Here is a 26707-nt window from a genome sequence, read left to right on the forward strand (position 1 = left end):
ATTCAGGGCCTTAGAACCACATCCGGACGCCGGCGACCACGGCCGTGTGGTCGGTCTCTTCACCCTCGGCTTCTTTCAAATCAGCGGTGTCACTCAAGTACTTGTTCCAGCTGACGCCGATATAAGGCGCGAACTCGCGCCGGATTTCATAGCGCAGGCGTAATCCGAACTTGGCGTTGGTGAACCCCTTGCCGATACCGAACTCGGGCACATCATTGCCGGCATACGCCGTTTCGAAGCGGCCCTGGAGAATGGTTCGTTGGGTCAGCAGCCAGTCGTATTCAGCCTCCAGATCGGCCGAGGCATCGCCGTCGTCGCTGACACGCAGATTGGCGTCGATCTCGAACCAGTACGGGGCCAGGCCCTGGATTCCGAGCACGGCGAAGCCACGTTCTGTGTCGGGACCCGGGCCGTATTCACGCTGGTAACCGGCACCCATCTGAACATCCCAGAAGGGTGCAATCATCCGGCTGTAGAGGATGTCCAGGGTTTCGATTTCCCCACCTTCACCGCCGCTGACGACATCTTCCCCTTCACCTTCGATGTAGAGACGGTTATAGTCGCCGCCGTACCAGTACTGGCCTTCCCAGTTGACGCTATCTTCCTCGTCAGACCAGGCATATTCCAGACGATCGATGAGTAACATGCTGTAGGTTGTCGTATCGTGTACCGGGATCGGCCAGCCGGGTTTTTTGGGTTTCATTTCAGCCTGTGCGCCGGATACGGAGATCAGCGTGGTTAGTACAACAGAGGCTGCAAGCGTCGAAGTGAGCAGATTGTCTCTTAATAGTTTCATTGTCATGTCCTCCTGTTGAGTTAAGCCACTGATACCACACGGAACATGCCCGCTTTCATGTGGTACAGGAGATGACAATGAAATGCCCAATCACCGGGGGCGTCGGCCGTAATTTGGGCCGAGAGCATTTCTCCGGGCTTGACGCTGAGCGTGTGTTTGCGCGGCCGGTACTTGCCGTGCTTGTTCTCCAGCTCCATCCACATCCCGTGCAAATGGATCGGGTGATCCATCATGGTGTCATTAACCAGGATCAGCCGCAGCCGTTCGCCATGATGGAAGCGAATGGGGCCGTCGACCTCGGAGAACTTCTCGCCGTCGAACGACCACATGTAGCGTTCCATGTTGCCGGTCAAATGCAGTTCGATTTCCCGTTGTGGCTCGCGTTGATCGGGCCAGGGATGCAAACCGCGCAGATCGTTGTAGACCAGGACTTTATGGCCCACATTTTCCAGGCCGATACCGGGATCGTCCATGCGGTTCATCGGATTGGGTGACACCATGGCCGCTCCGACGCCGTGATTGTCCGGGCCGTGGCTGATCTTGCGATCCTTCAACACCCAGTCCGAGCCGGAACCCATGTTATTCATGTCGTGTTGCATGCCACTGCCCTGCTCCGCCGACATGTTCATTTTGCTGTGATCCATGCCACCGCTCATGCTGTTATTGTCGGCTGACATATCCATCTGCATGCTGTCCTGGTCCATGGTGTTTTGGGATGACATATCCATATTCATATCACCATGGCCCATGGAGCCGTGGTCCATCCCCATGGATTTCATGCCACGTTCCACCGGTTGTGGCCGGGGTTCCGGTACCGGCGCGGTCATACCTTCACGCGGCGCAAGCGTTGCGCTGACATAGCCGGAACGATCCATGGCCTCGGCAAAGATGGTATAGGCCCGATCTCCATCGGGTTCGACGATGACATCGTAGGTCTCGGCCACGCCGATACGGAACTCGTCGATCGGCACGGGTTCCACGTTCTGCCCGTCGGCTGCGACCACGGTCATTTTCAATCCGGGAATGCGCACATCGAAGAACGACATGGCGGAGCCGTTGATGAACCGCAGGCGGATCTTCTCCCCGCGCCGGAACAGGCCGGTCCAGTTTGAACCTGATGGTAAACCATTAATGAGATAGGTATACACGCTGCCGGTCACATCCAGGATGTCACGCGAACTCATTCGCATCTGGCCCCACATTTGCCATTTGTCCATGGCCGGACCCCAGCCCATGGTGGAGACATCCTCAAAGAAATCGCCGGTCGTGCGTTTCTGGTAGTTATAATATCCTTCGGCTTTTTTCAGATTGGCCAGGACATGATGCGGATCGTCAAAAGTCCAATCCGAGAGCATGACAACATAATCACGATCATACTCGAAGGGCTCGGGCTCCGCCGGATCGACAATGAGCGGACCGTAATGGCCAAGTTGTTCCTGCAGGCCGGTATGGCTGTGATACCAATAGGTCCCACTCTGTTTGACGGAATAACGATAAACGAAGGTTTCACCGGGCTTGATACCAGGGAAACTGACACCGGGGACGCCATCCATGTTTTCCGGCAATAAAATGCCATGCCAGTGAATCGAGGTGCTCTCTGAGAGATTGTTCGTGACGCGCAACATCACCTCACGACCCTCTTGCATCCGGATCAGCGGACCCGGGACGGAGCCGTTGATGGTAATGGGGTTGGCCTCATAAGCTCCGATTTTCATCGGCGTATGGTCGATAGTCAGATCAAAGATATCGGTGTTGCCCGAAACGGTTTTCTCCGCAACGAGGTTACCGCTCAGTTCCCAGGCATAGGCCGGAGCCAGTCGGCCCAGCCCGGCGAGAACGGCCATCGCCGCCGCGCCTTGCAAAAATTGCCGGCGTCCGGGCGAATGTGACCCTTTCGGATCGAGATATTTGTTCATTTGAACGTCTCCCCTTTTCTATAAAGGTATAGCACAACTGAGCAAGGCAGCATCAGTGTGGCAAAATCATAATAAAAAATGACGATACTGCATGTCCGCACAGGCGGACACTGTAGACGGGCTATTCAGGTTCGAGGGGGACGTAGTTCGGTGACTTGATAGATCGTTGAAAAAGCTTTGTCAGGCTGTTGCTGATAAGCGGGGTAGGCATCGTGCTGACCGGCGTAGTTCGACGGCAGCGCCGTGATACAATGAAAACAGGTATTACAACTGCCGGTTTCGCAGCTTCCGTCAGCACAATGCTCGCAACCGCTAACGGTTTCCCCGGTTTGGCAACAGGCGGATTCCGTCGATGACGAAACGCCTTGATGTCTTGTATTCAGTTGTGTCGTGTTGAGCTGTGTTGTATCCAGCTGTGTCGCTGCAATGAGCTGGGTTGCTGCCGGTTGGACGGCGCCGGGCGAGATGTCGGGCATTGTCGGAGCAATGCCCGTAGCGGGCCCTGTGCTGATATCGGCCGCTGTCACCTGTCCCGGGAGTATCCCGATGGCGAGGAAAAGAAACAGCATTTTCAATGGATTGGAAATCATCAGCATAAAAAACCGGGTGTCACACTCTGTTTGGACTGCGAGGTTAGAACTTGGTTCCACAGCCGCGTGATGACTCTAGCATTTATTTCATCTGCCGACAATAATCATAGGACCGCAGCACCACGGGATCAAGACGCCAACGCCCTGACCTTCTCCAGCATCGCCTGCGCATGCCCTTCGGGATCGACGCCGTACTCGACATGAACCAGCTTGCCGGTTTTGTCGATGACAAAGGTGGAACGCACGATGCCCATTTTCTTTACGCCGTTTTTTTCCTTTTCCTGCCAGACGCCGTATTTGTCGCACAGCTCGCCGTCGGTGTCAGCCAGCAGATCGACGCGCAGGTCGAATTTGCTGATAAAGGCCTGGTGGCTGTCACTGTCGTCCCGGCTGACGCCGAGCACGACTGTGTCGTGTTGTGCGAATTCGTCTGCCAGCTGGCTGAACTGGTTGGCTTCCACGGTACAGCCCGGTGTGTCGTCCCTGGGATAAAAATACAGGATCACGTTTTTGAGGCCTTTGAAATCGGCCAGACAGACAGGTCGGCTGGACTGATTCGGGGCGCAAAACGGCGGTGCAAATTGTTCAGGTTGTAACATTGTTCTTCTCCGTTATTCGACAGGCTCATTCCAGACAAGTGTTCTCATTGTCAGTTCAGAGAGATTGCTTCGTCACGTTGTTCCTCGCAATGACTGCTCTCGTCTTATGTCATTGCGAGTACCCCTTCGGGGCATAAACTTGGCGAAGCAATCTTGTAAACCAGGTGATCGGGTATTCAAACGCCTGTTTGGCACTGCGTATATAACATATTCCGCCAGCGCTGTGTCCACGTAGTTTGCAGGGTAAATATTGAAATTTCGCAATGGGCAACGCCCGTTTGCTGTTCTACAGTCTCTCTAATAGAACATCACCTGACAGAAGTACATCACAAGGAGACGCATTATGAGCAAGCTGGTCTTTATCGTGGGTGAAGGTTTTGAGGATTCCGAGTTTCAGGTCCCCTACGAGCGCCTGAAAAAAGCCGGCCATGAAGTTGATGTGATGGGCAAGGAAGCCGGCGTCGATGTGCATGGCAAACGCGAAGGCGTTGCCGCGCACATCGACATGGACGCCAGCAAAGCCGATCCGGACGATTACGATGCGCTGGTGATCCCCGGCGGTTTCGGTCCGGATCGCCTGCGAACCGATGAGAAAATCGTGGCCTTTGTCAAAGGCTTCGTCAGCACCGGCAAGCCGGTGGCGGCGATCTGTCACGGTCCGCAATTGCTGATCGAGGCGGACCAGGTGCGTGGCCGCACCCTCACCTCCTGGCCGTCGGTGCGCACCGATCTGCTCAACGCCGGCGCGATCTGGGTGGATGAGCCGGTGGTCGTGGACGGCAATCTGATCACCTCACGCAAGCCGGATGATCTGGAGCAATTCTGTCAGGCGATCGAACAGGCGCTGTGACACACGGGGTTTGCCGGCTGCTTGTATTTCAATCACTTACAACCGCCAGTCGGACGCTCTGAACGGGGGTTTGACCGATTTGCGGCGGACTCGTGACAAGGACGCCAAAGGCGCTAGACTAGAAGAATGGATCCCATCGATTCGCTCTCCCTGTGTGAGTCCGACCAGCTCCTTTCGGTGGCCGGGCGGGAGGATTGCTCCCGGGTCACTCACGCCATGAGCCAGCAGGCGTCACATTCCTTATATATATTCGACGACGATCTGGAGCCCGCGCTCTACGACAGGCCTGATTTCGTGGCATCGGCACGGCGCATTGCCACGGGGGACGCCAACGCGACTATACGGATTCTGTTTTATAGCCCCGATAAACTGCTCCACCGCTGCCATCACCTGCCCGAGTTGACCCGGCACCTGAGCAGTCGCATTGAAATTCGCCAGCTGTCCCGCGCGTATCATCACGCGTTTTTTGTCGCCGACGGTTGTGGGGTGGTGGATCGGCGCGTTGCCGGCCGTTTCGAGGGGATCGCCAGTTTTAACGACCCGGGCCGGGCCGCGGAACTGATTGCGTTCTTTAATACCTGCTGGGAAATGAGCAGCCGCAATATGGAACTGCAAGCGTTGCAGATTTAGCCCGGCGCTTTGAGTTTTTTGACATCCCAACGAAGGAGGAGTCACTTATGCCCAAGACCTGGATTCTGGTTGCCGATAGCAGTCGCGCCCGTCTTTTTTCCGCGGATACGGCATCCTCACCACTGATTGAAGTGGAAACATTTACCCACCCGGCCAGCCGACAGCATGAACAGGATATTACCTCCGACCTGCCGGGCAAACAAAATGGCAAAGGCATCAATGGCAGCTTTGCCCACGCCATGACCCAGGAAACCGATCCCAAAAAGCATGAGGCGATCAATTTCTCGCGTGAGATTGCCCAGCATATCAACAAGGCCCACGGCAAGAACAAGTTCAAACAACTGATTATTGTCGCCGCGCCGAACTTTCTCGGCCTGTTGCGTGACAGTCTGAACGAAAGCACCCGTCGCAGTCTGACCCTGCAACTGGATAAAAACCTGACCCGGCAAAATCCGGACGCCATTCGCAAACATCTGCCGGAATATTTACCCAACCTGGAACTGCATTGAGCAGACCGGCAGGCCGGTGACCAACCGGCCTGTTGCTTTACGCCCCATGTCCGACGATATCGCCACCCATATCTGGAATACCAAGTACCGTGACTTCCGCGACGGCACCGCGGTGGACAGAACTATCACGGATACCTGGCAACGCGTTGCCCTCGCCGCGGCCCAGGCCGAGACGCAGGACATTGCCGGCTGGCAACAGCGATTTTATCAACTGCTGGATGACTATCACTTTCTGCCCGGTGGCCGGATTCTGGCCGGGGCCGGCACGGACAAGGATGTCACCCTGTTCAACTGTTTTGTGATGGGCACGGTCGAGGACTCCATGGACGGGATCTTTGATGCGCTCAAGGAAGCCGCCATTACCATGCAACAGGGTGGCGGCGTCGGTTACGATTTTTCCACCCTGCGTCCGCGTGGTTTTACAGCGCATCATCGCGGCACAGTGGCCTCCGGGCCGGTCTCGTTCATGGGTATCTGGGATGCCATGTGTGCCACGGTGCTGTCCACCGGCGCCCGCCGGGGCGCCATGATGGCCACTCTGCGTTGCGATCATCCTGATATCGAGGAGTTTATCCAGGCCAAGCAGCACGCCGGCACCCTCACCCGCTTCAATCTGTCCGTGCTGGTCAGTGATCGGTTCATGCAGGCGGTCGACGAAGATGCCGACTGGCCGCTTGTCTTTCCCCTGGACGAACAGGATACAGCACCGGCCGACCTCCATTGCGAATGGCCCGGTTACACCGGACCGGTTGCCTGCCGGGTCGTGCGTACCTTGCGGGCCCGTCGGCTCTGGCAGCTGATTATGCGCAGCACCTATGAGTATGCCGAGCCGGGCGTGTTGTTTTGCGATCCTATAAACCGTGAAAACAACCTGGCCTACCGGGAAACCATCACCGCCACCAACCCGTGCGGGGAAATCCCCCTGCCCCCGTATGGCGCGTGCAATCTCGGTTCACTGAACCTGCCCCGCTATATCGATGCCCCCTTCAGCAAACAGGCCGCGGTCGACTGGCCGCGCCTGGAACAGGACATCGCGCTAGCGGTCCGTTTTCTGGATAACGTTATCGATATTTCGCGGTTTCCGCTGGCAGCGCATCAGGCGTATGAAACCGGCAGTCGGCGGATCGGGCTGGGTGTCACCGGCCTGGCCGATGCCCTGATCATGCTGGGACTGCGCTATGACAGCGATACGGGCCGGCAACAGGCGGCCGATATCCTGCAATGTCTGCGCGATCAGGCCTATGCCGCCTCGATTGAACTGGCCCGGGAGAAAGCGCCGTTTGCGTTTTATCAGGCAGAGCAATATCTGCACAGCCCGTTCATCCAGCGTCTGCCCGACAGGCTGCAACAACAAATCCGGCAATACGGTATTCGCAACAGCCATCTGCTGGCCATTGCCCCGACCGGGACGATCAGCCTGCTGGCCGGTAACGTGTCCAGCGGTATCGAGCCGGTTTACGATCTGCAGGCCCATCGCCGGGTTCTGAATCAGGACGGGACGTTTATCGACTTTCAGGTCAGCGACTATGCCTGGCTGCGATGGCAGCAAGAGAACAGCGACACCCCGCTGCCCGATTATTTTCAGACCGCGCTGCATATTGCGCCAGAAGATCACCTGGCCATGCAGGCCCGGCTGCAACCGTATGTCGATAACGCCATCTCCAAAACCATCAACGTTCCGCAGGATTATCCTTTTGATGATTTTGTCGATCTCTATCGTCTGGCCTACGAGAGCAAACTGAAAGGTTGCACGACCTACCGTCCCAATCCGGTCACCGGTGCCATTCTCAGCAGCGATGATATTCAAAGCACGCACCATTGCTGTAGTATCGAACGCGAGGCGGATTGAATCGCACTCCATCACATCGCCCTTCGGGCAGGGGCGAGTCACGAGGTACGAGTAACGGAGAAAGAAGATGATGGCCAGTTTGTTGGAGGTAGTAAGCTAAATAAATGTTCCGAATACCAGTCCAGAGAGATTGCTTCGTCACGTTGTTCCTCGCAATGACCGCTCTATTTACGGTCATTGCGAGCGAAGCGAAGCAATCTTTTGAACAAAGTGATTGGGTATTCGGAACATCTATTTAGCCTTCTGGCCGATTGTTGAGTATGACGCGGAAATCGAGAGATTGAATCGCCGACAGGGCTCGGCTCCTGCAGAGTTCTATAATTTTGGCCGAGCGTTCCGCCGGTCACGACAGTGAGTTTATACGATGAATTTTAATAACAAAGAATCATTCGTGTTCATTGGCGGATTCTTTTCCCGATGTGGAGCAACCTGTCCTGATGAGTGATATGCCGTCGTTAATCGAGCAGGAATTCAACCTGCAGGATGATCTGATCCATCTCAATCATGCCGCGGTCGGCCCCTGGCCGGGACGTACGTTGCAGGCAGTGGAAGCTTTTGCCCGGGAAAACCATCAGCTCGGGTCGCTGCACTACCCGCAGTGGATCACGGTTGAAACCCGGCTGCGCGAACGGTGCGCACGTTTGATCAATGCCCGGGCCGAGGATATCGCACTGGTGAAAAACACCTCCGAAGCCCTGTCGATGGTGGCCTGGGGAATCGACTGGCAACCGGGCGATACGGTCATCATCAGCGATGAAGAGTTTCCCTCCAACCGGATTGTCTGGGAGTCGCTGCAATCGCGCGGCGTACAGGTGCGCCAGGTCAATCTGCATGGCCATCAATCGCCCGAACAGGCCCTGATCGAGGCGTTCGATGCACAAACCCGGTTACTCGCGATCAGCTCGGTTCAGTACGCGTCAGGGCTGCGCGTTGATCTGGAGCAACTGGGGGAACACTGCCGGCAACACAATGTGCTGTTTTGCGTCGATGCCATTCAAAGCATTGGTGCCATGCAACTTGATGTGCAGGCCTGTGGGGCCGACTTTGTCATGGCCGACGGTCACAAGTGGCTGCTGGGTCCCGAGGGGCTGGCGCTGTTCTACAGCCGTGCGCAGGCGCGTGAACCGTTGCAGCTGTTTGAATACGGCTGGCACATGGTCGAGCAGATGGGCGAGTTCGATAATCCGCAGTGGGAACCGGCCCACAGCGCGCGCCGCTTCGAATGCGGCAGTCCCAATATGCTGTGCACGCATGCCCTGGAAGCCAGCCTGTCGCTGTTCGACGAGATCGGGATGACGACGATCGAACAACAGGTACTGGAAAACAGTCAACGTATGTTCGAGTTGATTTCACAGCTTCCCAACCTCGAATTAATCACCGATACGCAAGCGGGGCGTTATGCAGGCATCGTCGTGTTCAAACACACACAGATACCGGTTGAGCAACTCTACCCCTGGCTGATGGAACAGCGCGTTCTGTGTGCCCGACGCGGTGGTGGGATCCGTTTTTCACCGCATTTTTATACCCCATGGGCAAAAATTGAACAGGGCCTGCAGCTGGCCAACGCGGGACCGCAATAAGCGTCCCGGGTGGGCTTGCCGAAGCCGACAGGGACGCATAAAGTCTGGAAAAGGATGAAAGTTTGGCATCAATACGGCGTCAAATAGACAAGCGAGGTAACGCTTCGCTGCGCGTCGGCATCGACGTCGAATTACGGGCATAGTGGCAAGGAGGTTCCATGACCAACATGGCAAAAAAACTGACCGGCTGGCGACAACGCTGGCTCTCCCGCCCCGTGTTGACGCTGTTCCGGCGCGTCTCGCCGCGTATGTCCCAGACCGAGCGCGAGGCGCTGGACGCCGGTTCGGTGTGGTGGGACGGCGAGCTGTTCAGCGGCCGCCCGCGCTGGAGCAAACTGCGCAGTCTGCCCCCACCCACCCTTTCCGCCGAAGAGCAGGCCTTTATCGACGGGCCGGTGGAAAAACTTTGCCAGCTGCTCGATGACTGGACGATCACCGGCGAACGCTACGACCTCTCTGAAGAAGCCTGGCAATATATCAAGGAACAGGGTTTTTTAAGCCTGATCATTCCCAAAGAATATGGCGGGCTCGACTATTCCAACCTGGCCCACTCGGCCATCGTCATGAAACTGGCCACCCGCAGTATCACCGGTGCGGTGACGGTAATGGTGCCCAACTCGCTGGGGCCGGCCAAGCTGCTGCTCGAATACGGCACCGAGGAACAGAAAAACCATTACCTGCCCCGGCTGGCCAAAGGTGAGGAGATCCCCTGCTTCGCCCTGACCAGTCCCGAAGCCGGCAGCGATGCCGGCTCCATGCCCGATTACGGTATCGTCTGTCGCCAGGAGTTTGATGGCAAAAAAGACGTGCTGGGCATGCGCGTCACCTGGGACAAGCGCTATATCACGCTGGGCCCGGTGGCCACGCTGCTGGGGCTGGCGTTCAAACTGTACGATCCCGATCATCTGCTGGGCGATCAGGACGATCTCGGTATCACCCTGGCGTTGATCCCGACCGACACGCCCGGCGTGAACATTGGCCGGCGCCACTTCCCGCTCAACGTGGTGTTCATGAACGGCCCCAACAGCGGCAAGGACGTGTTTATTCCCATGGACTGGATCATCGGCGGCCAGGATCGCGTCGGCCAGGGCTGGCGTATGTTGATGGAGTGTCTCTCCGACGGGCGCGGTATCTCGCTGCCGGCGTTGAGCACCGGTGCGGGCAAGCTGGTCAGCCATGCGGTTGGCGGCTATGCGCGGGTGCGCCGTCAGTTCAAATTGCCCATCGGCCGCTTTGAGGGCGTCGAGGAAGCCCTGGCGCGCATCGGCGCCTACACCTATATGATGGACGCCGCCCGTGGCCTGACCTCGGTGGCCCTGGATCGGGGCGAAAAACCGTCGGTCATCTCGGCGATCGTCAAATACCACCTGACCGAAGGCATGCGCCAGGTGATCAATGACGGCATGGACGTGCTTGGCGGCGCCGGCATTTGTCTGGGACCGCGCAACTTCCTTGCGCGCGCCTATGAGTCGACCCCGATCAGCATCACGGTCGAAGGCGCCAATATCCTGACCCGCACCATGATCATCTTCGGCCAGGGGGCGATCCGCAGCCATCCCTATATCTTCAAGGAGCTCGAAGCGCTGGGCATGGAGGATCCCGAACAATCCCTGGAGAACTTCGACCGCGCGCTGTTCAGCCACATCGGCTTTACGGCCAAAAACCTGTTCCGCAGCCTGTTCCACGGCCTGACCTCGGCCCGGTTTATCTGGGTTCGTGGCCGTCGCCCCACGCGACGCTATTACCAGCATCTGACCCGCATGAGCGCGGCCTTTGCCCTGATGACCGACATCGCCCTGCTCACCCTGGGCGGCGATCTCAAGCGCAAGGAGAAACTCTCCGGACGCCTCGGCGATATCCTCAGTCAGCTGTATCTGGCCTCGGCCTGTCTCAAACGTTTCGAGGATCAGGGCCATCCCAAAAGCGATGAGCCCCTGCTGCACTGGTGCTGCCAGCACAGCCTGTTCGAGATTCAGCGCGCCTTCGACGGCCTGTTGCAGAACCTGCCCAACCGGCCGGTCGCCTGGATCATGCGCTGGATGGTCTTTCCCCTGGGGCAGCACTTCAAACAACCCGGCGACAAGCTCGGCCACCGCATCGCGGATATGCTGATCACCCCCGGCGAGGCCCGCGAACGGTTATGCGAAGGAATGTATCAGCCCCCTGCCAGCGATGAACCGCTGCAGCGGATCGAGGATGCCCTGCACAAAGTGATCGCCGCCGAGCCCATTGAAAAGCGCATTCGTCAGCAGCTGCCCGATTACGAGCCCGACTATCACGGTCTGGAGGGCCTGTTACACGCCGCGCTCAAACAGGCTATCATCAGTGAACAGGAGGCCGAGACCGTCCGTGGTGCCGATGCCGCGCGCCGCGAGGTGATCAAGGTGGATGATTTCGGCCCCGACCTCAAATAGCGAAGGTTACCCCATGGCAGAAGCGAAGAAGAAAACCGCAAAAAAAACCGCCACCCGAAAAAAGACCGCCAGCAATCGCGGCGCCGCCAGCGGCCAGCGCCCGGTCTTTATCGTCGACGGCAGCCGCACGCCGCATCTCAAGGCCCGTAACAAACCGGGCCCGTTTGCCGCCGCCGATCTGTTGCTCGGCTGTACCCGTCCCCTGCTCCTGCGCCAGGCTTTTGATCCCGGCCTCATCGACGAGGTGATCACCGGTTGCGTCATGCCCGGCCCCGACGAGGCGAATATCGCCCGCGTGGTCGCCCTGCGTCTGGGACTGGGCAAGCATGTGCCGGCCTGGACCGTGCAACGCAATTGCGCCTCGGGCATGCAGGCGCTGGACAGCGCGGCCAAGAACATCGCCCTGGGTCGTTCCGATCTGGTGCTGGCTGGCGGTGTCGAGGCCATGAGCCACGCCCCGGTGCTCTGGAACGAGCAGATGGTCGCCTGGCTGGGCGCCTGGATGAGCGCCAAAACGATGGGGCAACGGCTCAAGACCCTCGGCCAGCTGCGCCTGCAACATCTCAAGCCGGTCATCGGCCTGCTGCGCGGGCTCACGGATCCGGTCGTCGGCCTCTCCATGGGTCAGACCGCCGAGAACCTGGCCTGGCGCTTTGGCGTCAGCCGCCAGGCGATGGACGAGTTTGCCGTACGCAGCCACCACCGCCTGGCCGCCGCCCAGCAGGAAGGCCGGCTGGAGGAGATCGAGCCGATCTATGACCGGTACGGCAAGGTCTACGAGCACGACGACGGCATTCGCGCCGACAGCACCGTGGAACAGCTGGGCAAGTTGAAGCCGGTGTTCGACAAGCCGTTCGGGAACGTGACCGCCGGCAACAGCGCCCAGGTCACCGACGGCTCCGCCATGTTGCTGCTGGCCAGTGAAAAGGCGGTCAAACAACATGATCTGCCGGTGCTCGGGCGGATTGTCGATGCCAACTGGGCCGGACTGGATGCGGCGCAGATGGGGCTGGGTCCGGTGCACGCCATGACCCCGCTGATGCAGCGTCACAAACTCAAACCCGAGGATATCGACTACTGGGAAATCAACGAAGCCTTTGCCGCCCAGGTACTGGCCTGCCTGCGCGCCTGGGAAGACAGTGACTACTGCAAAACCGAGCTGGGCCTGCGCGGCGCCATGGGCCGCATCGATCAGGCGCGACTCAATATCGACGGCGGCGGCATCAGCCTCGGCCATCCGGTCGGCACCAGCGGCGCGCGTATCGTGCTGCACCTGCTGCAGGTCCTGAAACAACACAATGCCAAACGCGGCATGGCCAGCCTCTGCATCGGCGGAGGCCAGGGTGGCGCCATGCTGGTGGAAACCGCGTAACGCAAACAGGATTGATAAAAATGGCTGCAACAAATTACAAGAACTGGAACGTCGTCCACGATGATCATCACATTGCCTGGTTGCATCTGGACAAGGCCGAAAGCAGCACCAATACCCTGTCGGCCGGCGTGCTCAACGAGCTGGACGAGATACTGAATCAACTGCTCAGCAAACCCCCGCGCGGGGTCATTCTGTTATCCGACAAGGACAACGGCTTTATCGCCGGCGCCGATGTCAACGAATTTACCGAGTTCAACGATCAGGGCGAGGCCCAGGCGGCGATCGAACGGGGCCACACCATTTTCACGAAACTGGAACACCTGCCCTGTCCGACGGTCGCACTGATCCACGGCTTCTGTCTGGGCGGCGGGCTGGAACTGGCCCTGGCCTGCCGTTATCGCATCGCCAATGACGATCCGGCGACCCGCATCGGCCTGCCGGAAGTGAAACTCGGCATTCATCCGGGCTTTGGCGGGACCGTGCGCAGCATCGAGACCCTCGGCCCGCTAAACGCCATGGATCTGATGCTCACCGGCCGCACCCTGTCCGCCCGCGCCGCCAAACGGATGAAATTGATCCAGCATGCGGTACCCCAACGTCATCTGCTCAATGCCGCGACCCGGACGGTGTTGCACCCGCCGGCCAAACAGTCACTGCCGTTCTGGATGCCGTGGCTGAATCACAAATGGTTGCGTCCCTGGCTGGCCAAATATATGGCGAAAAAAGTCGCGAAAAAAGCGCCGCGCGCCCATTATCCGGCGCCCTATGCCCTGCTCGATCTGTGGCAGAACCATTTCGATGATCGCCAGCAGATGCTCAAAGAAGAAGCCCTCTCCGTCGCCCGGCTGATCGTCGGCAAGACCGCGCGCAATCTGATCCGGGTGTTCCAGTTACAGGAACAGATGAAATCCCTCGGCCGGCAGATCGATTACGCACCCAAACAGGTACATGTGATCGGCGCCGGGGTGATGGGCGGCGACATTGCCGCCTGGTGCGCCATGCAGGGCTTTCAGGTGACCGTTCAGGATCAGAAGACCGAGGCCATCGGCCGGGTGATCAAGGCCGCGCATAAACTCTACAAGGACAAACTCAAGGCGCGCATTGCCATCAACGGCGCCATGGATCGGCTGATCCCCGATCCCCATGGTCACGGCCTCAAGCGCGCGGATATCGTCATCGAGGCGATCTTCGAGGACGTCAAGGTCAAGCAGGATCTGCTGCGCGACATCGAACCCAAACTGCCGGATCACGCCCTGATCGCCACCAACACCTCCAGCATCCCGCTGGAAAAACTGGCCACGGCGCTGAACAAACCCGAGCGGCTGATCGGTCTGCACTTTTTCAACCCGGTGGCCAAAATGCCGCTGGTGGAAATCGTCCACGGCCAGCAAACCAGCGAGGAGAGCGTGAACCAGGCCAGCAGTTTCACCAAGGCCATTCGCAAACTGCCCCTGCCGGTGGCCAGCAAGCCGGGCTTTCTGGTCAACCGCGTGTTGATGCCCTATCTGATCGAAGCGGTGACCCTGGCCGACGAAGGCATTCCCTTGAAAGTGATCGATGATGAAGCGGTGAAATTCGGCATGCCCATGGGCCCCATCGAACTGGCGGACACGGTCGGACTGGATATCTGCCTGAAAGTGGCCGAGATCCTCTCCGAATCGATGGATATCACCGTTCCCGAGAAACTGCGCAAGCTGGTGGACAAGGGCAACCTGGGCAAGAAAAGCGGCCAGGGCTTTTATACCTTCAAAAAAGGCAAACCGGTCAAACCGCGGCCGGATAAAAGCTATACACCCCCGGCGGATATTCAGGATCGCATGATTCTGCGCCTGATCAACGAAGCCGTCGCCTGTTTGCGGGATAACGTGATCGACGATGCCGATCTGGCCGATGCCGGGGTAATTTTCGGTACCGGCTTTGCGCCGTTTCGCGGTGGCCCGTTGCGCTATGCGGACTCACGCGGCTACGAGCAGATCGAGAAAATGCTCAGCCAGTTACAACAACGTTATGGTCCCCGCTTCACGCCTGACAGCGGCTGGTCTCAACTGCACTGATTGATTAACAGGAACAGCCCATGAACCAACCAAGCGATCTGATCAGCCAGCAAGACGCCGGCAATTTGCACGGCCTGTTTCAGGAGCGGGTTCGTCGCAGTCCGCAGCACATTGCCTATCGTCACTACAATAACAACAGCCGGCAGTGGGAAGATATCAGCTGGCAACAAATGGCCGATGAAGTGGCCCGCTGGCAGGCGGCGCTGGCCCGGGAGAACCTGGAGCCCGGCGCGCGGGTCGGACTGATCCTGCGCAACTGCCCCGAATGGGTCAAGTTCGAACAGGCCGCGCTCGGGCTGGGCCTGGTGGTCGTGCCGTTGTACACCAACGATCGCCCGGACAACATCGCCTACATTATCGACGATGCCGACGTGAAATGCCTGCTGTTCGAAGGCGAGGAACACTGGCAAATACTGCAGGGGGTGCTGGATCGCCTCGCGACGGTCCAACGTTTTATCAGCCTGCAGGATCTTGGGAAACAATCAGAAGAACGTCTGACCGCCGTCAGCCAATGGGTTCCCGACAGGCAAGATAAACCTGCCCTGACCGAGCTCAAACCCGGGGACATGGCCTCGATCGTCTACACCTCGGGGACCACCGGCAAACCCAAGGGAGTAATGCTGAGCCACGAGAATATTCTCTGGAATGCCTGTGCCTGTGCCCATTGCGAGCTTTTTTATAACGATGATATGTATCTGTCCTTCCTGCCCCTGTCCCACATGTTCGAGCGCACCGCGGGCTATTATCTGCCCATGGTCGCCGGCTCCACCGTGGCCTATGCGCGCTCCATTGAACAGCTGGCCGAGGATCTGCTGAGCATCCGTCCGACCATTCTGATCTCGGTCCCGCGCATTTATGAGCGGGTCAACAACAAGATCAAGGCGCAACTGGAAGCCAAATCCCCCGTTGCCCGCAAACTGTTCCTCGGCGCCGTGGCCACCGGCTGGCAAATGTTCGAACACCAGCAGGGCCGCGATCGCTGGCGTCCGGGGCAACTGCTCTGGCCCGTGTTCAAGGCACTGGTAGCGAAAAAGATCATGCAAAAACTGGGCGGCCGGTTGCGCATCGCCGTCTGTGGCGGCGCCCCCTTGCCGACTGAGGTAGCTAAAACCTTCATCGGCCTGGGTCTGCCGCTGCTGCAGGGTTATGGCCTGACCGAGTTGAGTCCGGTGGCCACCGTCAACCGTCGGGCCAGCAACGACCCCGCCAGTGTCGGCACGGTCCTCGATGATGTGGAAATCAAGCTGGGCGAGAACGACGAACTGCTGGTACGCAGTCCCGGCATTATGAAAGGCTACTGGAACAACGAGCAGGCCACGCGCGAGATGATCGATACGGACGGCTGGCTGCATACCGGCGATGTCGCCCGTATCGATAACGGGTTTGTCTATATCACCGGACGCATCAAGGACATCATCGTCATGGCCAACGGCGAGAAAGTCCCGCCGGCCGATATCGAAATGGCTATCGCCAACGATTCGCTGTTCGATCAGGCCATGGTCATCGGCGAAGGTAAACCGTTTTTAAGCTGCATCACCGTCCTCAATCCCGACAGCTGGCAACAGCTGGCCCGGGAATACAACCTCGATCCCGATGACAGCGCCAGCCTCGAGAACGACGCGCTGATCAAAACGCTGCTGGACAAGATCAATCACCAGCTGCACGACTTTCCCGGCTATGCGAACATTTATTGCGTCAGGGCGACGCTGGATCCCTGGACCATCGACGATGGCCTGATTACGCCCACCCTCAAGCTCAAGCGCAACGAGCTGATGGCGAAATACGCCGATGACATCGCCCGCTTCTACAAGGGACACTGATGAGCCAGAGCCTGCATTCCGACAAACTGCCCCAGGGCGAAGAACCCCAGATCCGGGTCATGGCCATGCCGGCCGATACCAACGCCTCGGGCGACATCTTCGGCGGCTGGCTTATGTCCCAGGTCGACATCGCCGGCAGCATCGCCGCCTATCGCCGGGCCCGGGGCCGCATCGTCACCATCGCCGTCAACGAATTCCGCTTTATCCACCCGGTCTACGTCGGCGATCTGGTCAGCCTCTATTCGCGGGTGATTCACGTCGGCAACACCTCCATCCGGGTCATGATCGAAGGCTTTGCCGAACGCAGCCGCGGCACCGACGAGTGCGACCGTGTCGCCGAGGCCGAGATCACCTACGTCGCCATCGACGAACAGGGCAAACCGCGCGCGGTGGATGATAGTACTTAGTTCTGAGTTCTTAGTACTAAGTGTTAGATGTAGGCCGGGAACGAAGAACTAAGAACTAAGAACTAAGAACTAAGAACTAAGTACTGAGAACTAAGTACTAAGTACTAAGTACTGAGAACTATTAATATGCCCTACGACCGTATTGTTCAACTCCCCGATTCCGTGCGCAATCACCTGCCCACCGAGGCCCAGCAGATCTACAAGGAAGCCTTCAACCACGCCTGGGAGGAATATGCCGAGCGGGAGGATCGCGAAGCCACCGCCCACAAGGTCGCATGGGCCGCGGTCAAGAAAAAGTACCGGAAAATCGGAGAGAAATGGGTTGAGAAATAACAATTAAGTGATTGTTTTAACAATAATATCATCTCGTCATGACATATCTTGACATGTCAGGTTTTCCATACTAAGCTCCAATTATGGCAAATATCAAAATCAGCTCCAAAGTCGATGACGCCGCCTGGGATGAGTTACGGGTGCTTGCACACGAATCACATAAAAGCATTTCCGGGGTGCTCACTGAGGCCATTGAAGACTATGTGCGTAAACACAGAGTCCGTCCGATAGTTCTTGACCACCTGTCCGAATCTATTAAAGAAAACGAAGAACTGGGAAAATTGCTTGCCCAATAGTCCTGTGCAGTTCCTGACACTTGATGAAGTGCTGGAAATACACAACAGGCTGATTCACCATTTTGGCGGCCTTGAAGGGATACGTGATATGGGCTTGTTGGAGAGCGCCCTCTTTCGTCCCCGGACTGGCTACTACCAGGATCTGATCGAAATGGCGGCCGCGCTGTCTGAATCCCTGCTGATGAATCACCCGTTTGTCGATGGAAACAAACGCATTGCCTTTTTCGCGACGGACATCTTTCTGCGTTTAAACGGCTGGAAATTCCAGGTTAAACCGGACCAGGCCTATAGTTACATTATTGGTCGGTTGGAAAATCATCAGGCAGATTTCGAAAACCTCAGACAGTGGATACAAAAATCCATAGTCAGATTAGGTAACGCCAATAACTGACAACAGCCCGATCAACAATAAAATGCAGGCCGATATTGCAACCCTGCGGGCATAAACACCCTGCGGGCATAAACTCCGCGATATCCGGCAAACCCTATCTACGGTAGGCCGTAGGTCACGTTGGCGATAGCCTACGTGACCAGGTACCAGGTACCAGGTACCAGGTACTAGCACCTGTAATTTTGCCTGGGCGGCGGTCAAGAAAAAGGACCGGAAAAGCGGCGAGAAATGGGTTGAGAAATAACTCGTAATTGTATGTTTTTAATAAATTATTGTACTAGTTATGCCGAAAATCAAATAGGCCGAATCCGCGGAGTGTATGTCCGCAGATCCGGCCTACATTAATTACCCGGGTTGTAGGGTGGCTCAGCGGAACCCCGGCAGCCTCAATCTTCCCACTCTTCCCCGTAATTGTGGACCAGCTCCTCGCCGGGCTTGATATTTTTGAGCGCCATCACGGTGAGATCGTCGTAATAGGCCACGTTGGCCTTGCGCGAGTGATTGATAAACCGAAAATCACAGATCACCTCACGCCCCTTGCCATCGTCGCACCACAGCACATAGGGTCCATCTTTTTTGGCCGCACGGGTCTTGAGATTACCCAGAAACTCGCCCTTCTTGATCGGCGTGGTGGCAAACAGGCCCTTGCCGTGAATTTCGCTTTCAGCAACTTCAAATTTATTTTTTGTCATGTTTAAACAGCTCGAAATAGTTGTTGGTGGTTTGTTCTGCAATCGTCTCGACTTCTGTCTCGCGCAATCCCGAAATAAACTCGGCGACATGACGGGTCCAGGCCGGTTGATTGCTTTTGCCGCGGTAGGGAACCGGGGCGAGATAGGGGGAATCGGTTTCGACCAGGTAGCGGTCGGCCGGGACGTTTTTGGCGACTTCCTGCAGTTCCCGGGCGCTTTTGAAGGTGACGATGCCGGAGAAGGAGATATAGAAGTTGAGATCCAGCGCCTTTTTGGCGGTCTCCCAGTCCTCGACGAAACAGTGCATGACGCCGCCAATCTCGTCCGCCTTCTCCTCTTTGAGAACCCGCAGGGTATCCTCGGTCGCATCGCGCATGTGAATGATCAGCGGCTTGTCGCTCTGTTTGGCGGCGGCAATGTGGCGACGGAAGCGGTCCCGCTGCCACTCGAGATCACCTTCGCTGCGAAAGTAATCCAGGCCGGTTTCGCCGATGGCGACGATGTTCTCGTCCTGCGCCAGGTTCACCAGTTCATCCACGTCAGGATCATGGCCTTCATCCTCATTGGGATGCACCCCGACCGAGGCGGAGATGAAATCGTGCTGGCGGGCGACATCCAGCACGTCGGTGCGGTTTTCCATGTTGATGCAGACACACAGCATGTGCTCTACCCCGTGCTCGCGAGCGTTTTGCAGCGCGCCTTCCAGCTGGCCGTCAAACGGTTCCAGATCCAGGCGATCGAGATGACAGTGGGAATCGACCAGGTACATATTAGCTTACAATTTCCGATGAATTTGGCCGAGTATGATACTACAGAATAGTGACGAGGGACGAGTAACGAGGAAAACAAAACCGCTTTTTTCTCGGCCCTCGTCACTCGTCCCTCGGCCCTGTTAGTTACATCGTGTGGGTCTGGCGATCGGATTTGAGGGCGCCGGCCAGGTAGGTTTCGATCTTGGTGCGGGCGTTGCCGCCGTCCTGTTCGCTGAACTGCACGCCGATACCCGCCGCGCGATTACCTTGCGAGCCTTTGGGCGTCACCCAGACGATCTTGCCGGCCACCGGTAATTTTTCCTTCTCTTCCATCAGGGTCAGCAGCATGAACACCTCGTCGCCGAGGTTGTAGCTTTTACTGGTGGGGATGAACAGCCCGCCGTTTTTGACGAAGGGCATATAGGCGGCATAGAGCGCGCTTTTGTCCTTGATGGTCAACGAGAGTATGCCCTGTCGACCGCCACCGGGCGCTTTGGGGGGTGCTGCTGCCATAAAATCCTCTTCGGGTTTATCGATTAGCCGCGCTGGCCGGCAAACAGGCTGGACCAGTCGATCATCAGGTCTTCCCAGAGCAATTGCGGGTTGACGGTCGATTCGGTCAGGCGCCGGGCCTGTTGCAGTTTGCCCAGCAACTGGTGAAGCGCCTTCGGCTCCACCGGTTTGGGTAGTTTCTGCAAATCGCTTGTCATGTCGTTGTTTTTAATATTGTTATCATCATAGGCCAGGCGAATAAAATCGGCAACCCAGTAATACATCCAGTATATCGGCAACTGCCGATCCAGCTTGAGCAGCTGGGTGGCCACGCCGGCGGCCTCCAGCGGCGACGTGTGGCCGGTGGCACAGTTTACCAGCGCCTGCAGCAGGCGCCGGCGCGCCGCCAGCCACTCCTCGCGCAGATACCGGGCCGCCAGCAAGGGCGCCCCACCGGCAAGCCGCAGGGCCAGTTCAATCTCCGCCCGGCTGCTGTCGCTGAATTCCTGGCTCAGCCACGCAGCGGCCGCCGCGCGGTCGGGACTTTTCAGCCGCAGGGGCTGGCAACGGCTGCGAATGGTCGCCGGCAGGCGGGCCGGGGCGGCGGTGATCAGGATCAGCAGGGTATTGGCCGGCGGCTCTTCCAGGGTCTTGAGAAAGGCGTTGGCGGCATTGGCATTCATCACTTCAGCCGGTTCCAGCAGCACCACCCGGTAACGGCCGTAATGGCCGGTCAGGGAGAGATCCTGGATGAGCTGGCGGATGGCATCAACCTTGATCGGTTTACCCGGCTCCTCCGGCGCCAGCCGAAACCGGTCCGGGTGGGTATCCGCCGCCACCCGCTGGCAGGCCTGGCAGGTACCGCAGGCCCGCCCATCCGCAGCGGGCTGTTCACACAGCAGCGAGGCGGCCACCTGGGCGGCGAATGCCGCCTTGCCGGTGCCCGACTCCCCGCTGAGCAACAGGGCATGAGGCAGCCGCTGTTGCTGGCGGCTGGCCTGTAACTGCTGCCAGGCTGCGGCATGCCATTGAATGACCGGAATCGTCATACCAGTACCGATAACACCGCGGCAATCTGTTGGTGTACCTGCTCCAGCGCCGGTGCCGCGTCGATCACCCGGAAGCGATTGGGCTCCTGGCGGGCGCGGATCAAATAGGTTTCCCGCACCCGCTCGAAAAAGTGTTGTTGCTCGCGCTCGAAGCGGTCCGGCGTACTGCGCTGGCCGGCCCGTTGCAGGCCTTGCTGAACCGGCATATCCAGCAGCAGGGTCAGATCCGGGCGCAGATTGCCCTGTACCCACTGCTCCAGCTGGGCGATACGCTGAAAGTCAACGCCGCGCCCGCCACCCTGGTAGGCGTAGGTGGCATCGGTAAAGCGATCGCAGATAACCCATTTGTCTTGTGCCAGGGCCGGTTTGATCACCTCTTCCAGGTGTTGTGCGCGGGCGGCAAACATCAACAACAACTCGGTATCCACGGCCATGTGGTTCTCATTGGCATCCAGTAGCAGTTTGCGGATGTTCTCCCCCAGCGCGGTGCCGCCCGGCTCGCGGGTCATCACCACCTCCTTGCCGGCCTCGCGCAACCAGGTTTCGATAAAACCCAGGTTACTGCTTTTACCGACGCCCTCCCCGCCTTCCACGGTGATGAAATAACCGCTCATTGATTTTCATCCTCGTCATTATTGTAGGAAGAGAAGGATCGCTTGCGACCCTTGAGCTGGTATTTGATCACCGCCTGGTTATGTTCTTCCAGAGTGCTGGAGAAATGGTGACTGCCATCGCCCCGGGAAACAAAATAGAGATACGCCGTCTCATCAGGATGCAGCGCGGCATGAATCGCCTCGCGCCCCGGCATGGCGATGGGGGTCGGCGGCAGTCCGCCACGGGTATAGGTGTTATAGGGCGTGTCGGTGCGCAGATCGCGACGCCGGATGTTACCGTCGTAATCCTCCCCCATGCCATAGATGACCGTGGGATCGGTCTGCAGGCGCATACGTTTTTCCAGCCGGTTGATGAACACGCCGGCGATGGTATCCCGCTCTTCGGGCACACCGGTTTCCTTTTCCACGATCGAGGCCATAATCAGCGCTTCATAAGGCGTTTCATAAGGCAAACCGACGGCACGTTGCGGCCATTGTTCTTCCAGATAGCCGGCCATGGCGTTATAGGCCCGCTTGAGAATCGCCACATCGTTCATGCCCCGGGTAAAACGATAGGTATCCGGCATGAAGCGACCTTCCGGGTGTTCATCACCGTGACCGATCGCCTGCATGATCGCTGCGTCCGACAGTCCCAGGGTTTTTTGTTCCAGCTGTGCCGTAGTGTGGATGGCTGTCATCATCTGTTTAAAATTCCAGCCCTCGACCAGGGTCAGCGAATATTGAATGACTTTTCCCTGATACAGCAGGTCCAGAAAATCCTGAACCGTCATCCCGGGTTCAAGTCGATACTCGCCTGTATGGATCTGGGTGCCTTTACCGGTGAGGCGGGCATTGAGCAGGATGTAACGGGGTTTTTCGATAACAGCCTGTTCGGCCAGATTATCCACCACACGTTTCAGGCTGGAGCCCGCTTTGATCTCGAAGGTCAGCGGCGCATCATCGGGCAGGGACAGGGGCGAGGACAGATAATCGCGATAATCTATCCAGAACGCGCCAGCAACCAGAGCCGCGCTCACTATGCCAGCGGCTAATAGCCTAAAAATCAGATTCCGCATGCTGCCATCGTACTGCGTCGAGTTTATCCTGAAGCTGTTTGATCCGCGGGGAGGGATCGAACACTCTGTCTTCCAGTTGTCGCACCGGCCACAGGCCGATGACGCTGTTGGTTAAAAACAGACCATCCGTCTCGTCCAGCGCCTGACGGGTCGTGTCACCGATCTGCATATCCAGTCCCAGTGTCGGGGCCAGATCGATGATCTGTTGACGCATAATACCCTGAACACCGCAGGCTGATAAGTCCGGGGTATGCAATGTGTCACCCTTTAACCAGAAAAGATTGCTCATGGTGCCCTCGATCACCCGGTCCCGGGTATCCAGCATCAGCCCTTCCTGGATTGTTTCATCCTCCCACTCGCGGCGCGCCAGGATCTGTTCCAGCCGGTTGAGGTGTTTGATCCCCGCCAGTTGCGGTTGCACGGCCAGGCGGGTGCGGCAAAAACGCAGTCGTACCCCCTGTTCGGCGTATTCGATCGGATGCACCGGCCAGGGATGGAGCATGACGATCCGGTTCGCGGCCGGTTCGGCCGGGGCCCGATAACCCCGTCCGCCCGGGCCGCGCGTGAGCATCAGTTTCAGCACGGCCTGCTGACGCCCGACCAGCAGCGCCCGGATGTCGACCCGCCACCGGGCGCTGTCGGGCAGCGGGATGCCCAGTCGTTGAGCCCCTTGCGCCAGTCGTTGCAGATGCGCCTCGAGAAATTCCACCTTGCCGTTACGCACCGCCAGGGTTTCAAACAGGCCGTCGCCGTACTGGCAGGCGCGATCGGTGATCTCCAGCTGCCGGCTGTCGATGCCGTTGATCCGACAGGCCAGCATCAGCTCACTGCTCCCAGTGCCAGCAACATGCCGCGGGCCTTGTGTTCGGTTTCCTGCAGTTCGTTTTCACCGATCGAATCGAACACCAGCCCGGCGCCGGCGCGCAAAGCGAGGTATTCGCCCTGCTGGGTGATGGTGCGGATCAGAATATTCAGATCGAGATCGCCGTTGTGATTCAGATACCCCAGTGAGCCGGTATAGGCGCCGCGAGGGACCTGTTCGAGCTCGGCAATGATCGCCATGCAGCGCTCCTTGGGACAACCGGTAATCGTCCCACCGGGAAACACCGCACGGATGGCCTCGCCGGGTGTTACGTCCTCACGCAACCGGCCCGTCACATTGGAAACAATATGATGGACGTGCGCGTAGGTCTCCAGTCCCATCAGCTCATCGACTTCGACACTGCCCGGCTCGCAGACCCGCCCGAGATCGTTGCGTTCCAGATCGATCAACATGATATGTTCGGCGCGTTCCTTGGGGTGGCCGATCAATTCCTGCAGATTGGCCGTATCGCCGTGTTGTTCCTTGCCTCGTGGGCGCGTTCCGGCAATCGGGCGGGTTTCGATACGCCCGCCCGAGATTTTCACCAGTCGTTCGGGCGAGGAACTGATCACGTTCAGGCCCGGCAGTTGCGCCAGCGCGGCGAACGGCGCGGGATTGGTTTGACACAATTGTTGATAGAGATCCGCGCCGGCCGGTGCCGGTTTCATAACACCCTGCCAGCCACGCGACAGATTCACCTGAAACACATCGCCTTCGACGATATAATGCTTTATCCGCTCGACGCCGCGCAGATAATGCTGCGGATCATCGGCGTCCATGTTGATCTGTTGCGTCGGCAGGCGGTCGCTGGTCGTCTCAGCCGCACGGGCAATGTCCTGCTCAATCCGTTTCAGTATCGATTCCTGTGCGGGCTCGGCCACCAGGCTGGTCTGGCCTGTTTGATGATCGTGGATCACCGCCGCAGGAATCCGCACCAGTACGGCCACCGGTTGTGCAGCATCTTTTGGTAAAGCCAATCGCGGCTCGATCTGCCCCGCCAGTTCATAACCCAGATAAACAAACCAGCCGCCGGTAAAGGGCAGATCAGGGGATGTGTCGGTATCGGTTTGTTCCTCACGCCAGAGCCGATCCAGCAAGGCCAGAAAATCACCGTCGCCATACGCTTCCCCGTTACGGGTAATGCGATTGTCCGCCCACAGGGCGTAACTGTCGCCGGGAAACGCAAACAGGATATCGTAGCGCGCCGTTGCCGGTCGCGGTTCAGCTACTACAGCACTTTGCAACAGGAAGGGATAGCGTTCGGGGTTGTGGCGGTGTAATGCCAGCAGGTCGACCGGTTGGGATACTGTGCTTGGCATGTGTTTAATTCTCAAAATAAAAGAATTACCACCAAGACGCCAAGACACAAAGGAATAATATTCCGGAAACAAAACATGCAAAATCAACTGCACGTTTTTTGTTTTAGCGATTAAATCACTGTCCTTTCCGTGGCAAACTTTTTTATTGTTACTTCGTGTCTTCGTGTCTTGGTGGTGAATCTCTTTTTAAGTTTTTGACTGAGAACCTATTCCGGTTTGCGGAAGACCAGGGTGCCGTTGGTGCCGCCGAAGCCGAACGAGTTGGACAGTGCGGTGTCGATTTTCATCTGCCGGGCTTCGACGGGGACAAAATCGAGATCGCAGTCCTCGCTCGGACTGAAAATATTGATCGTCGGTGGCGCCACCTGATCGCGAATCGCCAGGCAGGTAAAGATCGCCTCGATGCCGCCGGCGGCGCCCAGCAGGTGACCGGTCATCGACTTGGTGGAACTCATTGCCAGCTTGTAGGCGTAATCGCCAAAGGTGCGCTTGGCCGCGGCGACTTCGGCGGCATCGCCGGCCGGTGTGGAAGTGCCGTGGGCATTGATATAATCGATCTGCTGCGGATCGATCGCCGCGTTTTTCAATGCGGCATTCATGCAGCGGGCCGCGCCCTCGCCGCCTTCCGACGGAGACGTCATGTGATAGGCATCGCCGCTCATGCCGTAACCGCTGACTTCGGCATAGATGGTCGCTTCACGGGCTTTGGCCTGTTCGTACTCTTCCAGCACCACGACACCGGCACCGTCACCCAGGACAAAACCGTCGCGCTCCCGATCCCAGGGACGGCTGGCGGTTTGCGGATCGTCGTTGCGCGTGGACAGGGCGCGGGCGGCGGCAAAGCCACCCAGTCCGGAGGGTGTGGTGGCCATCTCGGCACCGCCGGCGATCATCACATCGGCATCGCCGTATTCGATCAGGCGGGCCGCGTCACCGATACTGTGGGTCGCCGTCGCACAGGCGGTAACCAGCGCGATATTCGGACCCTTGAAGCCGTAACGGATCGACAGATTGCCCGAGATCATGTTGATGATCGTGGCAGGGATCAGAAACGGCGAAAACTTGCGCGGACCGCCCTTCTCAAACGCCTCGTAATTCTTTTCAATCGTACCGAGCCCACCGATACCGGAACCGATCGCCACGCCCATGCGTTCGGCGTTGGCCTCGGTCACTTCCAGCCCGCTGTCCTCGATGGCCTCGATGGCGGCGGCGATACCGTAATGGATGAAGGTATCCATCTTGCGCGCGTCCTTGCTGGACATGATGCTGGTAACATCGAAATCCCGCACCGAGCCACCAAAGCGGACGGCGAAATCGGAGACATCGAAATGCTCGATGGGGCCAATGCCGCTGTTGCCGGCCAGAATATTTTCCCAGGCTGTTTTGACGTTATTACCGACCGGAGACAACATACCCATGCCGGTGACAACAACACGACGTTTTGACACGCTGAGTCCTCTTAGCAG

Annotated in this window: 26 protein-coding genes; 13 read left to right on the forward strand and 13 right to left on the reverse strand. The window is 58.1% G+C overall.

Features of this window, described 5'->3' with window-relative positions; all coding sequences use genetic code 11:
- Positions 1-10 precede the first annotated feature (10 nt).
- The 4 genes from U5J94_RS11605 to U5J94_RS11620 form a co-directional block, all read right to left on the reverse strand.
- Positions 11-703, reverse strand: coding sequence for a copper resistance protein B (locus U5J94_RS11605; protein ID WP_322565791.1), 693 nt, complete (start codon positions 701-703; stop codon positions 11-13).
- 113 nt (positions 704-816) lie between these two features.
- The gene (locus U5J94_RS11610) at positions 817-2712 is read right to left on the reverse strand and encodes a copper resistance system multicopper oxidase (RefSeq protein ID WP_322565792.1); all 1896 of its coding nucleotides are present in this window, start codon (positions 2710-2712) and stop codon (positions 817-819) included.
- A 125-nt stretch (positions 2713-2837) separates the two neighbouring features.
- The gene (locus tag U5J94_RS11615) at positions 2838-3308 is read right to left on the reverse strand and encodes a hypothetical protein (RefSeq protein ID WP_322565793.1); all 471 of its coding nucleotides are present in this window, start codon (positions 3306-3308) and stop codon (positions 2838-2840) included.
- A gap of 122 nt (positions 3309-3430) precedes the next feature.
- Positions 3431-3901 (reverse strand): peroxiredoxin, encoded by a 471-nt coding sequence (locus tag U5J94_RS11620; protein ID WP_322565794.1) that lies wholly within the window; start codon positions 3899-3901, stop codon positions 3431-3433.
- A gap of 343 nt (positions 3902-4244) precedes the next feature.
- Between U5J94_RS11620 and U5J94_RS11625 the strand changes: the two genes are divergently transcribed.
- From U5J94_RS11625 to U5J94_RS11685, 13 genes are all read left to right on the forward strand, one after another.
- Positions 4245-4751, forward strand: a complete 507-nt coding sequence (locus U5J94_RS11625; RefSeq protein ID WP_322565795.1) for a type 1 glutamine amidotransferase domain-containing protein — start codon at positions 4245-4247, stop codon at positions 4749-4751.
- Positions 4752-4877: 126 nt separating this feature from the next.
- Positions 4878-5381 carry a hypothetical protein gene (locus U5J94_RS11630; RefSeq protein WP_322565796.1) on the forward strand — a complete coding sequence of 168 codons (504 nt, stop codon included), beginning with the start codon at positions 4878-4880 and terminating at the stop codon, positions 5379-5381.
- Between the two features lie 47 nt (positions 5382-5428).
- Entirely contained in the window at positions 5429-5890 is a 462-nt protein-coding gene (locus U5J94_RS11635) for a host attachment protein (protein WP_322565797.1), read from the forward strand.
- Between the two features lie 46 nt (positions 5891-5936).
- A complete protein-coding gene (locus U5J94_RS11640; protein ID WP_322565798.1) occupies positions 5937-7739 on the forward strand; it encodes an adenosylcobalamin-dependent ribonucleoside-diphosphate reductase in 1803 nt (600 codons plus the stop codon).
- A 437-nt stretch (positions 7740-8176) separates the two neighbouring features.
- The gene (locus tag U5J94_RS11645) at positions 8177-9319 is read left to right on the forward strand and encodes an aminotransferase class V-fold PLP-dependent enzyme (RefSeq protein ID WP_322565799.1); all 1143 of its coding nucleotides are present in this window, start codon (positions 8177-8179) and stop codon (positions 9317-9319) included.
- A 158-nt stretch (positions 9320-9477) separates the two neighbouring features.
- Positions 9478-11733: an acyl-CoA dehydrogenase gene (locus U5J94_RS11650; RefSeq protein ID WP_322565800.1), complete on the forward strand. Its 2256-nt coding sequence runs from the start codon at positions 9478-9480 to the stop codon at positions 11731-11733.
- A 13-nt stretch (positions 11734-11746) separates the two neighbouring features.
- Positions 11747-13105 carry an acetyl-CoA C-acetyltransferase gene (locus tag U5J94_RS11655; RefSeq protein WP_322565801.1) on the forward strand — a complete coding sequence of 453 codons (1359 nt, stop codon included), beginning with the start codon at positions 11747-11749 and terminating at the stop codon, positions 13103-13105.
- 20 nt (positions 13106-13125) lie between these two features.
- Positions 13126-15159 (forward strand): 3-hydroxyacyl-CoA dehydrogenase NAD-binding domain-containing protein, encoded by a 2034-nt coding sequence (locus tag U5J94_RS11660; protein ID WP_322565802.1) that lies wholly within the window; start codon positions 13126-13128, stop codon positions 15157-15159.
- Between the two features lie 20 nt (positions 15160-15179).
- Positions 15180-16979 (forward strand): long-chain fatty acid--CoA ligase, encoded by a 1800-nt coding sequence (locus U5J94_RS11665; protein ID WP_322565803.1) that lies wholly within the window; start codon positions 15180-15182, stop codon positions 16977-16979.
- Positions 16979-17386, forward strand: a complete 408-nt coding sequence (locus U5J94_RS11670) for an acyl-CoA thioesterase (protein ID WP_322565804.1) — start codon at positions 16979-16981, stop codon at positions 17384-17386. Before U5J94_RS11665 ends, U5J94_RS11670 begins: the two co-directional genes overlap by 1 nt.
- A gap of 126 nt (positions 17387-17512) precedes the next feature.
- Positions 17513-17719, forward strand: coding sequence for a ChaB family protein (locus tag U5J94_RS11675; protein WP_322565805.1), 207 nt, complete (start codon positions 17513-17515; stop codon positions 17717-17719).
- An 83-nt stretch (positions 17720-17802) separates the two neighbouring features.
- Positions 17803-18015 (forward strand): hypothetical protein, encoded by a 213-nt coding sequence (locus U5J94_RS11680; protein WP_322565806.1) that lies wholly within the window; start codon positions 17803-17805, stop codon positions 18013-18015.
- Positions 18005-18406 carry a type II toxin-antitoxin system death-on-curing family toxin gene (locus tag U5J94_RS11685; RefSeq protein WP_322565807.1) on the forward strand — a complete coding sequence of 134 codons (402 nt, stop codon included), beginning with the start codon at positions 18005-18007 and terminating at the stop codon, positions 18404-18406. Before U5J94_RS11680 ends, U5J94_RS11685 begins: the two co-directional genes overlap by 11 nt.
- A 386-nt stretch (positions 18407-18792) precedes the next feature.
- Here the strand turns inward: U5J94_RS11685 and U5J94_RS11690 are convergent, their stop codons facing one another.
- From U5J94_RS11690 to fabF, 9 genes are all read right to left on the reverse strand, one after another.
- The gene (locus U5J94_RS11690) at positions 18793-19098 is read right to left on the reverse strand and encodes an SET domain-containing protein (RefSeq protein WP_322565808.1); all 306 of its coding nucleotides are present in this window, start codon (positions 19096-19098) and stop codon (positions 18793-18795) included.
- Positions 19085-19867 carry a TatD family hydrolase gene (locus tag U5J94_RS11695; protein WP_322565809.1) on the reverse strand — a complete coding sequence of 261 codons (783 nt, stop codon included), beginning with the start codon at positions 19865-19867 and terminating at the stop codon, positions 19085-19087. The genes U5J94_RS11690 and U5J94_RS11695 overlap by 14 nt, the downstream gene beginning before the upstream one ends.
- Before the next feature lie 127 nt (positions 19868-19994).
- On the reverse strand, positions 19995-20363 hold the full coding sequence (locus U5J94_RS11700) for a PilZ domain-containing protein (protein WP_322565810.1): 369 nt from the start codon (positions 20361-20363) through the stop codon (positions 19995-19997).
- Positions 20364-20386: 23 nt separating this feature from the next.
- The gene (locus U5J94_RS11705) at positions 20387-21391 is read right to left on the reverse strand and encodes a DNA polymerase III subunit delta' (RefSeq protein WP_322565811.1); all 1005 of its coding nucleotides are present in this window, start codon (positions 21389-21391) and stop codon (positions 20387-20389) included.
- Positions 21388-22005: a dTMP kinase gene (tmk, locus tag U5J94_RS11710; RefSeq protein WP_322565812.1), complete on the reverse strand. Its 618-nt coding sequence runs from the start codon at positions 22003-22005 to the stop codon at positions 21388-21390. The genes U5J94_RS11705 and tmk overlap by 4 nt, the downstream gene beginning before the upstream one ends.
- The gene (mltG, locus tag U5J94_RS11715; RefSeq protein ID WP_322565813.1) at positions 22002-23021 is read right to left on the reverse strand and encodes an endolytic transglycosylase MltG; all 1020 of its coding nucleotides are present in this window, start codon (positions 23019-23021) and stop codon (positions 22002-22004) included. The genes tmk and mltG overlap by 4 nt, the downstream gene beginning before the upstream one ends.
- 19 nt (positions 23022-23040) lie before the next feature.
- Positions 23041-23880, reverse strand: coding sequence for an aminodeoxychorismate lyase (gene pabC, locus U5J94_RS11720; protein WP_322565814.1), 840 nt, complete (start codon positions 23878-23880; stop codon positions 23041-23043).
- A complete protein-coding gene (locus U5J94_RS11725; RefSeq protein WP_322565815.1) occupies positions 23880-25241 on the reverse strand; it encodes an aminodeoxychorismate synthase component I in 1362 nt (453 codons plus the stop codon). The genes pabC and U5J94_RS11725 overlap by 1 nt, the downstream gene beginning before the upstream one ends.
- Positions 25242-25447: 206 nt before the next feature.
- Positions 25448-26689, reverse strand: coding sequence for a beta-ketoacyl-ACP synthase II (gene fabF / locus U5J94_RS11730; RefSeq protein WP_322565816.1), 1242 nt, complete (start codon positions 26687-26689; stop codon positions 25448-25450).
- Positions 26690-26707: the final 18 nt, after the last annotated feature.

The sequence above is a fragment of the Thiohalophilus sp. genome (assembly GCF_034522235.1).
Lineage (GTDB): Bacteria > Pseudomonadota > Gammaproteobacteria > UBA6429 > Thiohalophilaceae > Thiohalophilus.